The sequence below is a fragment of the Citrobacter sp. Cu096 genome (genome assembly GCF_030332285.1).
Classification (GTDB): Bacteria; Pseudomonadota; Gammaproteobacteria; order Enterobacterales; family Enterobacteriaceae; genus Citrobacter; species Citrobacter meridianamericanus.
The window spans coordinates 392,088-405,202 of record NZ_JAOWID010000019.1; the positions used below are offsets into that span (position 1 = coordinate 392,088).

Below are 13,115 nucleotides of genomic sequence, written 5' to 3' on the forward strand. Positions count from 1 at the left end.
ACTGACTATGGAAAACATTCAAACACTTATCGCCCAGCATCCTTTAGTGGAAGATCTGGTGGCTCTGAAAGAGACAACCTGGTTTAACCCTGGCACCACCTCTCTTGCGGAAGGTTTACCCTATGTTGGCCTGACAGCACACGACGTTGAGGATGCCCACGCGCGTCTGACGCGCTTCGCACCGTATCTGGCGCAGGCCTTCCCGGAAACTGCCGCTACCGGAGGCATTATCGAATCTGAGCTGGCCGCAATCCCGGCCATGCAAAAACGGTTGGAAAAAGAGTTCGGGCAGCACATTAACGGCGAACTCCTGCTGAAAAAAGACAGCCATCTGCCGATTTCCGGTTCAATCAAAGCGCGCGGCGGCATTTATGAAGTACTGACCCATGCGGAAAAACTGGCGCTGGAAGCCGGTCTGCTGACCACCAAAGACGATTACCGCATTCTGCTTTCGCCGGAGTTTAAACAGTTCTTCAGCCAGTACAGCATCGCAGTCGGTTCCACCGGCAACCTCGGGATGTCGATTGGCATCATGAGCGCCCGGATCGGCTTTAACGTTACGGTTCATATGTCTGCCGATGCCCGCGCGTGGAAAAAAGCCAAGCTGCGCAGCCACGGCGTGACGGTAGTGGAGTACGAAGAAGATTACGGCGTGGCGGTTGAACAAGGTCGTAAGGCGGCACAGTCCGATCCAAACTGCTTCTTTATCGATGATGAAAATTCCCGCACGCTGTTCTTAGGCTACGCGGTCGCCGGTCAGCGTCTGAAAGCGCAGTTTGCCCAGCAGGGGCGCGTAGTGGATGCCGAGCATCCGTTATTTGTCTATCTGCCGTGCGGCGTCGGCGGCGGCCCTGGCGGCGTGGCGTTTGGCCTCAAGCTGGCGTTTGGCGATAACGTGCACTGTTTCTTCGCGGAACCAACCCACTCCCCGTGCATGCTGCTGGGGATTTATACCGGGCTACACGATACCATCTCCGTACAGGACATCGGTATCGACAACCTGACGGCAGCGGACGGGCTGGCGGTCGGTCGCGCCTCGGGCTTTGTTGGCCGGGCGATGGAACGTCTGCTCGACGGTCTGTATACCCTGGACGATCAGACCCTGTACGACATGCTGGGCTGGTTGGCGCAGGAAGAAGGCATTCGCCTTGAGCCGTCGGCGCTGGCGGGGATGACCGGTCCGCAGCACGTTTGCGCCTCCACTGACTATCAGCACATGCACGGATTTAGCGCAGCGCAGCTCAATAACGCCACACACCTCGTGTGGGCGACCGGCGGCGGTATGGTGCCGGAAGCCGAAATGGCGCAGTACCTGGCGAAAGGGCGCTAATCTCAGCGCAGCATCGCCATCAGCTCCGCGGGTGAGCGATGCTGCTTAATGAGATCGCGCATTACGCGCATATGCGGCGCGGTATGGTTGAAAAAAGCGCTGTATCCGCCGCAAATCGCACTCTTTCCATTTCTGCCACGGTGCTTAGGGCAGTCGCCGTGGCAAAAACGCAGCAGCGAACACGCCTGACATTCCGCGCTCAGCGTGGTTCTCTTGGCCTGACCAAACTCCGCAGCCCGAGAGCTGGCATTGAGCTCACTCAGCGAGGTGTGATGAATATTACCCAGGCGATAATCAGGGTAGACATAGTGATCGCACTGATACAAATCGCCATTCGCTTCCAGGGCAAAAGCATGCCCGCAGGTGGAGCTTAGCGAACACATCTGCGCCGGATGCCCGCACCATACCCCGAGGGTTGAATCAAATAGCTGGACGAATACGCGACCAATATCTTCTCTGACCCAGATATCAAAGACGGAATTCAGAAAGGTTCCCCACGCCTGCGGCGGGACGGAGTCGGCGGTAAGCTCGCCTTTTTCATCATATTCAACCAACGGAATAAACTGCAGAAAGGGCGTGCCGCACTGGCGAAGATAACGATACATTTGTTCGGGCTGCTGGCTGTTCAGGCGGTTAATCACCACCAACAGATTGAACTCCACCTGATACTCACGAAGTTTAGCAATAGCCTCTATCACCTTATGATGCGTCGGTTTTCCGCTGCGGTTAACGCGATAAGCATCGTGCAACTCGGCCGGGCCATCCAGAGAGATCCCAACCAGCCAGCCGTTATCGCGTAAAAACTGACACCATTCGTCATTGAGCAAAATTCCGTTGGTCTGGAAAGCGTTATGGATTTGCTTCCCTTCTCCGTACTGTTTTTGCAACGTCACAACGCGGCGAAAAAAGTCTACGCCACAAAGAGTTGGCTCGCCCCCCTGCCAGGCGAACATCACTTCGGGCCCCGGCTGCGCAGCGATATGTTGGCGAATAAACGTCTCTAAGGTAGCGTCATCCATTGCGGGTTGAGTGGGTTTCTCAATGTAAAAACAGTAGCGACAATCGAGATTACAACGAGAGCTGGCCGGCTTGGCCATGACCTGACATCCTGTCATGCTAAATTCCCGATAAATGCCATAAGTTGGCGGACATGCGTTACAGCAAACAGTATTGCGAGGGATAACACCGCGAGGGAGATCATAAATTTGTCACGCACCGCGCGAGATTCAGAAAAATCGCTATGACTGACATCCATCAGGTTGCGACTGCGGGTATAGCGCCAAAGAACAATCGCCACCAGCGCCAGCACTACAATTGAAACCCAAAACAGGAAACCCGCCTGATGCCAGTTGTGCTTCAGCGCCAGCGCCATTAACGCGCCATAGCCCAACAACGTGCGAAACCAGGCCAGCGAGGTACGTTCCGGTTGTAAACCAGGATCGGCGATCCGTCGCGATTTACGGCTATCCGGCATACAGCACCAGCGCCATCACAATCACCGCAACTACCGTTAAAATCAGGCTGATGATTAACAGGCTATGAGTGTACGGCAAGTCCTCTTTCAGGCGCATTGCCTTTTCATTGCGCAACCAGCGCAGGTAGCCATAAATCGCCAGACCGCCGGCAAACAGACACAACAACAGTGCCAGCAGTTCACGAATCACCGGCGTGGCAAAATCCGGAGCCAGTTGGTCAAGACCCACACCCGCCGCCAGAAACCCCAGCGAGGTGCGGATCCACGCCAGAAAAGTGCGTTCATTTGCCAACGAGAAGCGGTAATCCGGCGCTTCACCCAGGCGGGAAATCTTCATCCAAACTCCTCTGGTTGTCATTGCCGGATGGTGGCTAGCGCCTTATCCGGCCTACAAGTAAGTTGCAAATAAGGATATTTGCGCCAACTGGCATTGTAGTCAGAACTTCTGCTTTTTCTCTTCCACTTTTACGCCCTGGGTCGGTAAACCGGTGTCGTAATCACGTACCACCGGAGAATAGCCGTCTTCAGGGCGCGGGCGGAAAGCCCCCATCCAGCGCGGTATGGCATCAGCACGCCACGGACGCAAACTCCACTGATAGGTGCGAAACGGATCGCGGATTTTATCCATGTAGTCCAGCAGCGCGTCGTGCATCTGGCAGCGAACGTCGGCCAATTGCGGCGAATCTATCAGGTTGTGTAGTTCATCTGGATCGTTACGCCTGTCGTAAAGCTCATCGCTGGTAAACAGATTTAATACCAGTTTCCAGTCGTCCGTCACCCAGCAGCGTACCGGGATAAATCCGCCAAAACTGTCATGTTCAATTTCATAACGGTTGAACTCCACCATCACACCGCGCGGCTTTTCAACGGCAAGAATGTTTTCACCTGGCAGGATTTGCGGCTTCTCAATACCCGCCAGCGCCATCATCGTCGGCAGCAGATCAATATGGCTGACCGGTGTGTCTACCTGTATAGGCTCCCCTTGCGGCGGGCGCATAATCAGCGGAATTCGTGTGATGTCGTCATACATCGCGGCCCCTTTACTGATGAGTTTATGCGCGCCCATCATCTCACCGTGGTCGGAGGTATAAATGACCCAGGTATTCTCTCGCTGCTGCGGCGTTAAGGCATTGATCACCCGACCTATCTGATCATCAACAAAGTCGTTGCAGGCAAAATAGAGCGGATGGTGGTAGCGCCCGTCATCGCTAACCGGGGATGGCATGGCTTGCGACCACAGACGATGGTGCTCGGGCTTATCGAGCAAAGAGTCATGCGCTTTCGCACCGAGATCGTAATAAAAGTCCTGATATTTCTGCAGATACTCGACCGGACAGGTAAACGGATGATGCGGCTCATCATAGGAAACCACCATCAGAAACGGTTCCTCGGCACGCGCAGGCTGATGGAGAAAATCGACCGCCCGGTTACTGATACGATGCGCCCAGGTGAACGTCTCATCAATGTTATTGGCCTGCAAATCTTCCACGCTATTGAGTCCGTTACGCCACAAACCGATCTCTTTATCCGTCAGTTCTGCGAGATAATTTGCCCCGTCATACCAGTAATCAGCATCCCACTCTGGCGGACATTCGCCGGTCCCAAAGTAGTCATGTCCGTCGAGATGCCACTTGCCGATATAACAGGTGTGGTAGCCCGCATCTTTAAAGTAGCGCCCCATAGTGGAGATGTTTTTCCCCGGCGCGACGTTATTGGTCCACGGCCCGGACTGGTTGGCATAAATCCCGGTAAACAGCCCTGCGCGGGCCGGCGTACACACTGGTGAACAGGTATAGGCCGAGTTAAAGCGAATACCTTCCGCTGCCAGACTATCAATATTATTGGTGTTCAGCGGCTTACCGCTGTAGCAGCCGACCATATTGGTCGCCTGGGTATCGGTCATAATGAACAGAAAATTGGGCCGGGTCATGCTTCATCCTTAGCGTCAGGGACACATTGTGCAGTCGCGTTACGCCGCGTCTGCCAACTGCTGTACATCAAATACATCATCACTGCCGCCGTAGTTGAGTAGCAGAGAATGGTCAGCCATTGCGTGTTGTACCCGCCGAACTGTGCGAGCCCGGCATAGACGCCGATCATCGCAGTCAGGATACCGACAGAGGCAAGTTTGGCGTTTTTCCACGGTTTCATATCTACCGCGAAAGCATCATGGAATTTAAACGGCGTGGCACGCGGCTTGATAACACCGATAACCAGCATGACCACCACGTTGATGCAGAAGGTACAGGCCAGTACGTAAAGGAAGTGAAAGTCGAATTTCACCAGATAGTTGATGGTGATGTAGCTGACAATACCGAGTCCCATGGCGACTTTTGCTGCCAGCGCGGGAATGCGCGGGAAAAAGAATCCCATAATGATGATGGTCACCAGCGGCACGTTATAAATACCGTTGAGCTGTTTCATCCAGCTGTAGAGCCCTTCTGGCGCATTAGCGATCCAAGGCGCTACCAGCACGGAAATTACCGCGATAAAAAAACCAAATTTACGACCAACGCGAACCAGCTGTTCCGGTTGTGCATGTTGATTAATAATTCGCCGGTATATGCCCATACTAAATAAGGTACTGGCGCTGTTTAAAAATCCATTGAACGTACTGATTACCGCGCCGAATAAAACCGCGCCGAAAAACCCCACTAAAGGAACAGGCAGCACGTTATTCACCAGTGTCGGATAGGCCATATCCGCCTTTGGCAGATCCTGGTACAGATGAAAAGCAATTAAGCCCGGTAATACCAGTACCAGCGGATCGAGCATTTTCAATACCGCTGTGAGCAATGCCCCTTTCTGCCCTTCAGCGAGGCTTTTGGAGGCCAGCGTACGCTGCACGATGCCCTGATTGGTACACCAGTAGAAAGTATTCACCAGAATCAAACCGGTAAAGGCCGCACCAATCGGCAACGGATCGTTCGCTCCGCCGATTGAGTTTAATTTCTCCGCATGCACGGTGGTCAGTTGCTCGATACCTTGTAAAAAACTGCCTTTGCCCATCGCAATCAAGCCAAACACGGGTACCATCAGTCCGCCAATCACCAGGCCAATACCATTGATGGAGTCAGCCACCGCCATTGCGCGCAAGCCGCCGATCACCGCATAAATAATTCCGGCAATGCCCAGCAAAATAACCAGTAACCAGATTGCGGCACCCTGAGAAATATTGAGTGATTCACCGATGTGAAAAAGACTGTTCAGCGCCAGCGCCCCTGAATAAAGCACAATCGGCAGGAAGCAGACGCCAGTGGCAATAAGAAAGCAAAAGTCGATAATAATCCGTGTTGTTTTATCGTAGCGTTCTTCAAGAAAATCCGGGATCGTAGCGATACCACGTTGCAGATAGCGAGGCAGAAAGATCAGCGCCAGAAAGATAAGCGTCACCGCAGAGGTAACTTCCCAGCCCATGACCGACATTCCGCTTTTGTAAGCCTGACCAGACAGACCAACCAACTGCTCGGTCGAAAGGTTAGTTAACATCAGTGACGCCGCAATCACTGGTGCTTTCAAGGAACGCCCGGCAAGAAAATACCCTTGTTGCGATCCGGTATCCGTCTTGCGTACCTTCCACCAGGTGATTACCGCCACCAGCAGCGTAAAGCCCACAAAGCTTAAAATTTGTAGCGTATTCATCTCATAGCCCTTTTTTTCATTATGTCCCGGTAGCTGTAGGGTGTAACAGGAGGTATTGCGCACCGGGTCAGGCAGTCAGATTTCATAAAATAAAAACGTCATATCCCTGAACGGGTTTTTTCTGTTAAGTTCAGGTTGTGGGCATAATTCTCCGGCGGGAAATTAAAATGAATGGAAAGATGCAAAGTTCGCATGTAAAAAACGAAACTACATACAATATTCCCCTGTTGATTAACGAAAATGTGATCTCAAGCGGAATTTCATTGATCTCGCTGTGGCACACCTATGCCGACGAACATTACCGGGTTATTTGGCCGCGCGATAAGAAAAAGCCACTGATAGCTAATTCTTGGGTTGCCGTCTATACCGTCCAGGGCTGTGGAAAAATCCTGCTAAAAGGCGGCGAACAGATTACTCTCAACGGGAACTGTATAATCTTTTTAAAACCGACCGATATACAGTCTTATCATTGCGAAGGGTTAGTATGGGAACAATACTGGATGGAGTTCACACCAACCAGCGTAATGGATATTCCGCTAGGCCAACAAAATATTATTTATAATGGTGACATTTATAATCAGGAGCTGGCTGAAGTTTCACGATTAATTACTTCTTCAGACTCAATGAAAAATAATCTGGCCGTCGCTTTTCTTACAAAAATGATTTATCAATGGATTTGTCTTATTTACGCTGAAGGTAAAAAAGACCCGCAGCGGATGCAAATTGAAAAACTGATTGCCACTCTACATGCCAGCCTACAAAAACGCTGGAACGTAGCGGAGATGGCAGCAACTATTCCCTGTAGCGAAGCCTGGCTACGTCGTCTTTTTTTACGTTATACCGGCAAAACGCCGAAGGAATATTATCTGGATGCCCGGCTGGAACTGGCGCTGTCACTGCTAAAACAGGAGGGAAATACGGTCGGACAGGTGGCGGATATGCTTAACTTCTTTGACTCGTTTCATTTCAGCAAAGCGTTTAAACACAAGTTTGGCTATGCACCGTCGGCGGTATTGAAACATGCGGACCGGCACCCAAAGGATGCCGGTCAACAGGATTAGTGCAATTCCGGCCAGTACGCTTTGTTGGCCTCGATCAGATCATCAAGAATCGCTTTTGCCACAGATGCGCTCGGTACGGTTTTCGACAAGGTGATAGCCTGCCACAAACGCTGATAAGAACGGTGCTCCCAGGCATCAACCACCAACTTCTCAACCGCTACCTGCTGGCTCATCAGCCCTTTCTGGAACTGAGGTATATCACCCACCGTCAACGGTTCCGGGCCGTTATGCCCTACCAGGCATGGGATCTCGACCATCGCTTCATCGTCAAAGTTATGAATGGCCCCGTTGTTCGGCACAATCAGCAACATTCTTTCCTGAGTATTAAAGGCAATAGCCGCCGCCAGATCGACAATGTAAGAAGCATGTTCGTCAATCTCCAGCTCACCAGCGGCAGAATTGCCCGCCTCAATGATTGCGCGGCAGGAACCGAACACCTGTTTTTCACGGTGGTCCATCACCTCATTGGCGCGCGTGCGCTGCGGATCAGAGTGCTGCACCACGTAATCCGGGAATAGATAGTATTTCAGATATGTATTCGGCATGGTATCTGGATCCAGCGCCTGTACATCTTTTGCCTTCGCAAAGGTATCGTTCCAGCTTGCTTCTGTGTGCGGGTCGTTTGACGGAGGAACATAACCATACTGCGCCACATATTCGCGCAGCTTCGGCATCAGATCGTTCCCCTGCAGATCTTCAATCGATGTCCACCAGCCGAAGTGGTTCAGTCCATAGTAACGCACACGCATCTGTTTGCGGTCTTTAAGGCCAACGATCTGCGCCATCCGCCCTTCAATACCGATAGGCATATCGCAAATATTGAGGATTTTCGCATTTGGACGCAGCCGACGCGTGGCTTCAGCAACAATTGCCGCCGGATTGGAATAGTTAAGCATCCAGGCATTTGGTGAATATTTTTCCATATAATCCACCAGTTCCAGCACGCCGCCAATAGAACGCATTCCGTAGGCAATCCCACCCGGCCCGCAAGTTTCCTGACCTAACACCCCGTGACGTAATGGGATTTTTTCATCTTGTTCGCGCATTGGGTATTTACCCACTCGGATATGCGCCATCACGAAATCGACATCGGTAAATGCTGCTTTAGGATCGGTGGTGTAACTAAACTCAATTTCCGGTGCCTTTTCTTTGAGGATGATTTTACACGCCTCAGCAATCACTTCCTGGCGCGCGCCATCGTTGTCATAAAATTTCAGCGCACGAAGCGGGAAACGGTCCTGATTTGCCAGCAACATCAGCACGATGCCCGGCGTAAAGGTACTACCGCCACCTGCGATAACCACTGAGAATTTTTTCATGATACTGCCTCCGTCATGGGGATCTGTTCGTTTGATAAAGAAGATTTCATTAGCATTTCGAGCTGCTCGCGTACCTGAGGAACGTGCAAACCAACAATGACCTGAATACCGTTGCCGCGGCGCACAACACCGTGCGCACCCAACGCTTTGAAGACGTCATCGCTTTGCGTTTGTGCCATGTCGTGAAGCGCAATACGCAGGCGAGTAGCGCAGTTATTAATACTCTCGATATTGCCTGCGCCGCCTAACGCCTGTAGAAAACCCGCAGCCTGACCCAGTTTGGTCTCCGGCGATGCGGCGGTGGTTTGCCCACGAGCAGCTTTGTAATCAGCTTTGGTATAGAGTTTGATTTCGCTGTCTTCTCGCCCTGGCGTTTTCAGGTTGAAGCGCAGGATCAGGGTGCGGAAGATGGCGAAATAGAGCACGGTAAAGGCCAGACCAATCGCTATCTGGGTGAACATCATTCCGGCATGGTTGTGGAACATTGGGATCCAGTTTTGCGGTAAGAACTGATCAAGCAGACCGCCGCCCATGTTGCCTACCACGCCGCAGAGATACATTACCGTCGCCATGGAAGCCGCCAGCACGGCATGTACAGCAAACAATAAGGGAGAGATAAACAGGAAGGTAAACTCCAGCGGTTCGGTAATCCCAACCAGCACAGCCGTGAGCGTAGCGGGGATCAATAGTCCCGCCACCTTCACCCGGTTTTCCGGGGCGGCGGTGAAGTAGAGCGCCAGAGCAATGCCTAATGAACCAAAGATTTTCGAGTTGCCGTGCAGGGCAAACCCACCTTCAGGGAACAGCGTTTTCAACGACTCAGTACTTTGGCTGAATTCCTGCAAATGTTGCGCCCAATAGACCTGGATGCCGCCTTCCACCGCGGCAGGGCCGAAAATAAATGGCCCATAGACGAAATGATGCAGCCCGGTCGGAATTAAAATACGCTCCAGGAAGGTATACACCCATACCCCCAGCGCACCTGCAGAACGCAGAAAAGCTTGCAGAGATTCAATCCCCATTTGCACCTTTGGCCAACCCAGCAGCGTCAGCCAGGCGCAGGGAATCATCACCAGGAAGGCAATGATCACCACAAACGATGTCCCCTGAAAAATACCGAGAAATACTGGCAAGGGTTTATCGAAATAACGGTTATGTAGAGCAGTAACAATACCGGAAATGACAATTGCGCCGATGATGCTGGTATCAAGCGTTTTAATTCCAGCCATCATCGTTAAACCACTGCCAGCAGTCGGGTCTGCGCTAAAATCCACGCCGAAGAAATGTCCCCATGTCATACCCATGGCATTGATGAAGTAATTCCACGTCAGAAAACTGACCAATACCGCCAGACAAGCGCGGCCCTGAGCCTGTTTTGCCAGACCAATAGGCAGACCAACGGCGAAAATCAGCGGCATATTACGAAATACCGTCCAGCCACCTTCTTCGATGATATGAACGATTTGGGCGAACAAACTGTTGGGATCGGTAAGCGCTTCGCCCACAAAGAGCGGGTTGCGCAACATAATAGCGATACCCACAACGATACCAGCAAAGGGAAACAGCAGCACCGGGGTGAACATCGCGCCGCCAAAGCGTTGTATTTGACTGAGCATTTTCACATCCTCATAGAACAACCAGTAGGGGGAGAGGCCTTTTTTTTCGTCATTGCTGGCCTGATACGAGAATAGAAAGTTGCGATCCTCCGGACATGGTATGCCGCTACGATTCGTGATCGCTTTCATGGTTTTAATTTCGACAATGAGGTCTACTTTTCACGTAAAAGTTAGACATCAAAAGGTCTATGGTGCGGTGATTAAAAGAAAAAAGAGGTCTGGTAGTGATCTACAAATCAATTGCGGAACGACTACGAATTCGCCTGAATTCTTCTGATTACAACATCGGTAGCCCGCTACCTGGCGAAAAAAAACTTGCCGAAGAGTTTGCGGTGTCACGAATGACGATCCGTAAAGCAATTGATATGTTAATTGGCTGGGGATTGGTCGTACGCCGTCATGGAAGTGGAACTTATGTAGCACGCAAAGATGTCCATCATGAAACCACCAATCTAACTGGACTGGCGGAAGTGCTGAAGAGACAGGGAAAAGAAGTCACCAGTGAGGTACTGGTTTTTGAAGTGATGCCCGCACCACCGGCAATTGCCAGTCAGCTGCGTATCCAGATTAATGAACGTATCCACTTCTCACGCCGTGTTCGCTATGTGGATGGCAAACCGCTGATGCTTGAAGACAGCTACATGCCGGTAAAATTATTCCGTAATCTGTCACTGGCACATCTGGAAGGATCAAAATTCGATTACATTGAGAAAGAGTGCGGGATAACAATCAGCGGCAACTATGAAAGTCTGACCCCCGTTCTTGCCGATAAGCAGCTCTCCGCACAGATGAACGTACCTGAACAGACGCCGTTATTACGCATTACCTCGTTGTCATACAGTGATAGCGGGGAATTTCTAAATTATTCAGTCATGTTCAGAAACGCCAGCGAATACCAGGTGGACTACCACTTACGGCGCGTCCACCCGGACCCGTCCTGACGTTAACCCATTCCCCAGAAGATCACCGCCAACAGTTGCGGGGTGATAATCCTCAGGAACATGACCAGCGGATAAACGGTGGCGTAGGAGAGCGCTGCCGCCCCGCTGGTGGCATGCAGGTTGTTAGCAAACGCCAGCGCAGGAGGATCGGTCATTGAGCCGGCCAACATGCCACACAGCGTCAGGTAGTTCATTTTGGTGAGAAGGCGCGCCAGCAGTCCAACGGTAATCAGCGGAATCGCGGTGATAAAAATACCGTAACCCACCCAGCTCAGGCCATCGCCTTGCGTCAGGGTATGAACAAAATCACCGCCTGACTTCAGACCAACCACCGCGAGAAACAGCACGATACCCAACTCTCGCAGCGCGAGGTTAGCGCTGGGAGGCATAAACCAGTACAGCTTACCGATGCTGCCAATACGTCCAAGAATCAAAGCCATAATCAGCGGCCCACCGGCCAGCCCCAGCTTTAACGCCACCGGAAAACCCGGAATGAACAGCGGGATTGACCCCAGCAGAACACCCAGTCCGATACCGATAAATACCGGCAGCATCTGCACCTGCTGCAGTTTTTGCTGCGCGTTACCGACAACATTGGCAACAGCATCAATCGACGAAGGCCGCCCTACCAGATTGAGAATGTCCCCGAATTGCAGGCTGGCATCGCTGCTGGCTACCAGCTCAACCCCCGCACGGTTCAGGCGGGAGATCACCACGTCGTAACGTTCTTTAAAGTGCAGATCGCGGATACGTTTACCCAGCACTTGTTCGTTGGTGACCACCACGCGCTCAACGCGTAAATCAGTCCCGCGCGTCGACAACGATGTGTCCACCTCCTGACCAATCACCACCTGCGCGTTGTGCAGATCGGCTGGCTGCCCGACCAGGTGCAGCAGGTCCCCCATCTGGATAACCGTTCCCGGCGATGGCACCATCAATGTTTCTTCACGTTTCAGTCGCGAGCAGATGATTTTATCGCTGTTCAGGATCGGAACATCCTGAATGGCCATATTGTTGAGGTTCGGGTTTTCCACGCGGATATTCATCGTCTGAATTAGCGCGTGTCCGTTGGTCAGTGTGGACTCATGCTGCCTGGCTTCAGCATCGACGTTAACGCGAAAAATCATGCGCATCAGCCACATGGTGAGCAAAATACCGCAAATACCAAATGGATAAGCCATGGCATAGCTCATCCCCATTTGATCTACCACATCGCCAGACGTACCCAAATCGCGCAGAATTTGCTGCCCGGCCCCCAACGCCGGGGTATTGGTGACCGCTCCGGAGAATATACCCAGCACCACGGGAAGAGGAATGGCAAAAAGCTTATGCAGAATAGCGGTGACCAGGCCACCCATGATGACAATCAGCACGGCAAACAGATTCAGCCGCAGGCCCGAAACGCGCAATGACGCAAAAAAGCCCGGTCCGACCTGGATACCGATGGTGTAGACGAACAAGATCAGGCCAAATTCCTGAATAAAATGCAGCATATCGCCGCTAAGGGTCATCCCTGCCTGATCGACAAAATGCCCGACAATAATACCGCCGAACAGTACACCTCCGATGCCAAAACCCACACCACGTATTTTTACGTTGCCGATCCATAATCCGACAACCGCCACTAATGCCAGAACGCTGACCGTCAATGCTATATCACTCATTATCCTGTTCCCTGTGAATAACATCATTAAGTAAATGGATTCTCGCAGAGTACAGTCGCAATGTATGG

11 protein-coding genes are annotated in these 13,115 nt (G+C 51.9%); 3 read left to right on the forward strand and 8 right to left on the reverse strand.

Annotated features, from left to right (window positions below):
* Positions 1-7 precede the first annotated feature (7 nt).
* Positions 8-1,330 carry a D-serine ammonia-lyase gene (gene dsdA / locus OGX99_RS05935; RefSeq protein ID WP_187253915.1) on the forward strand — a complete coding sequence of 441 codons (1,323 nt, stop codon included), beginning with the start codon at positions 8-10 and terminating at the stop codon, positions 1,328-1,330.
* A 2-nt stretch (positions 1,331-1,332) separates the two neighbouring features.
* On the opposite strand, the gene OGX99_RS05940 is transcribed toward dsdA, so the two are convergent.
* The 5 genes from OGX99_RS05940 to OGX99_RS05960 form a co-directional block, all read right to left on the reverse strand.
* Entirely contained in the window at positions 1,333-2,445 is a 1,113-nt protein-coding gene (locus OGX99_RS05940; RefSeq protein ID WP_252838597.1) for an anaerobic sulfatase maturase, read from the reverse strand.
* Positions 2,442-2,804: a DUF202 domain-containing protein gene (locus OGX99_RS05945; protein ID WP_121540571.1), complete on the reverse strand. Its 363-nt coding sequence runs from the start codon at positions 2,802-2,804 to the stop codon at positions 2,442-2,444. Before OGX99_RS05945 ends, OGX99_RS05940 begins: the two co-directional genes overlap by 4 nt.
* Entirely contained in the window at positions 2,794-3,141 is a 348-nt protein-coding gene (locus tag OGX99_RS05950) for a YidH family protein (protein WP_057101861.1), read from the reverse strand. Before OGX99_RS05950 ends, OGX99_RS05945 begins: the two co-directional genes overlap by 11 nt.
* Positions 3,142-3,240: 99 nt before the next feature.
* Positions 3,241-4,734, reverse strand: coding sequence for a sulfatase-like hydrolase/transferase (locus OGX99_RS05955; RefSeq protein ID WP_187259911.1), 1,494 nt, complete (start codon positions 4,732-4,734; stop codon positions 3,241-3,243).
* A complete protein-coding gene (locus OGX99_RS05960) occupies positions 4,731-6,446 on the reverse strand; it encodes a solute:sodium symporter family transporter (RefSeq protein ID WP_003840621.1) in 1,716 nt (571 codons plus the stop codon). The genes OGX99_RS05955 and OGX99_RS05960 overlap by 4 nt, the downstream gene beginning before the upstream one ends.
* A gap of 167 nt (positions 6,447-6,613) precedes the next feature.
* Here OGX99_RS05960 and OGX99_RS05965 point away from each other — a divergent pair, with 167 nt between their 5' ends.
* Positions 6,614-7,507 (forward strand): AraC family transcriptional regulator, encoded by an 894-nt coding sequence (locus OGX99_RS05965; protein WP_187259912.1) that lies wholly within the window; start codon positions 6,614-6,616, stop codon positions 7,505-7,507.
* Here OGX99_RS05965 and OGX99_RS05970 read toward each other — a convergent pair.
* Both OGX99_RS05970 and OGX99_RS05975 read right to left on the reverse strand, forming a co-directional pair.
* Entirely contained in the window at positions 7,504-8,826 is a 1,323-nt protein-coding gene (locus OGX99_RS05970; RefSeq protein WP_151217121.1) for a 6-phospho-alpha-glucosidase, read from the reverse strand. The genes OGX99_RS05965 and OGX99_RS05970 overlap by 4 nt on opposite strands.
* Positions 8,823-10,442: an alpha-glucoside-specific PTS transporter subunit IIBC gene (locus tag OGX99_RS05975; RefSeq protein WP_286542961.1), complete on the reverse strand. Its 1,620-nt coding sequence runs from the start codon at positions 10,440-10,442 to the stop codon at positions 8,823-8,825. The genes OGX99_RS05970 and OGX99_RS05975 overlap by 4 nt, the downstream gene beginning before the upstream one ends.
* A 224-nt stretch (positions 10,443-10,666) precedes the next feature.
* On the opposite strand from OGX99_RS05975, the gene OGX99_RS05980 reads away from it, so the two are divergent.
* Positions 10,667-11,383, forward strand: coding sequence for a GntR family transcriptional regulator (locus tag OGX99_RS05980; protein ID WP_049000657.1), 717 nt, complete (start codon positions 10,667-10,669; stop codon positions 11,381-11,383).
* Between the two features lie 2 nt (positions 11,384-11,385).
* Here the strand turns inward: OGX99_RS05980 and OGX99_RS05985 are convergent, their stop codons facing one another.
* Positions 11,386-13,047, reverse strand: coding sequence for a putative transporter (locus OGX99_RS05985; protein WP_151217125.1), 1,662 nt, complete (start codon positions 13,045-13,047; stop codon positions 11,386-11,388).
* Positions 13,048-13,115: the final 68 nt, after the last annotated feature.

What these genes read in the sequence shown, in the direction of transcription:
- OGX99_RS05985 (WP_151217125.1), bottom strand. Translation starts at nt 13,047, where the DNA reads ATGAGTGATATAGCATTGACGGTCAGCGTTCTGGCATTAGTGGCGGTT.
- OGX99_RS05965 (WP_187259912.1), top strand. Translation starts at nt 6,614, where the DNA reads ATGAATGGAAAGATGCAAAGTTCGCATGTAAAAAACGAAACTACATAC.
- OGX99_RS05970 (WP_151217121.1), bottom strand. Translation starts at nt 8,826, where the DNA reads ATGAAAAAATTCTCAGTGGTTATCGCAGGTGGCGGTAGTACCTTTACG.
- OGX99_RS05975 (WP_286542961.1), bottom strand. Translation starts at nt 10,442, where the DNA reads ATGCTCAGTCAAATACAACGCTTTGGCGGCGCGATGTTCACCCCGGTG.
- OGX99_RS05945 (WP_121540571.1), bottom strand. Translation starts at nt 2,804, where the DNA reads ATGCCGGATAGCCGTAAATCGCGACGGATCGCCGATCCTGGTTTACAA.
- dsdA (WP_187253915.1), top strand. Translation starts at nt 8, where the DNA reads ATGGAAAACATTCAAACACTTATCGCCCAGCATCCTTTAGTGGAAGAT.
- OGX99_RS05960 (WP_003840621.1), bottom strand. Translation starts at nt 6,446, where the DNA reads ATGAATACGCTACAAATTTTAAGCTTTGTGGGCTTTACGCTGCTGGTG.
- OGX99_RS05950 (WP_057101861.1), bottom strand. Translation starts at nt 3,141, where the DNA reads ATGAAGATTTCCCGCCTGGGTGAAGCGCCGGATTACCGCTTCTCGTTG.
- OGX99_RS05940 (WP_252838597.1), bottom strand. Translation starts at nt 2,445, where the DNA reads ATGACAGGATGTCAGGTCATGGCCAAGCCGGCCAGCTCTCGTTGTAAT.
- OGX99_RS05955 (WP_187259911.1), bottom strand. Translation starts at nt 4,734, where the DNA reads ATGACCCGGCCCAATTTTCTGTTCATTATGACCGATACCCAGGCGACC.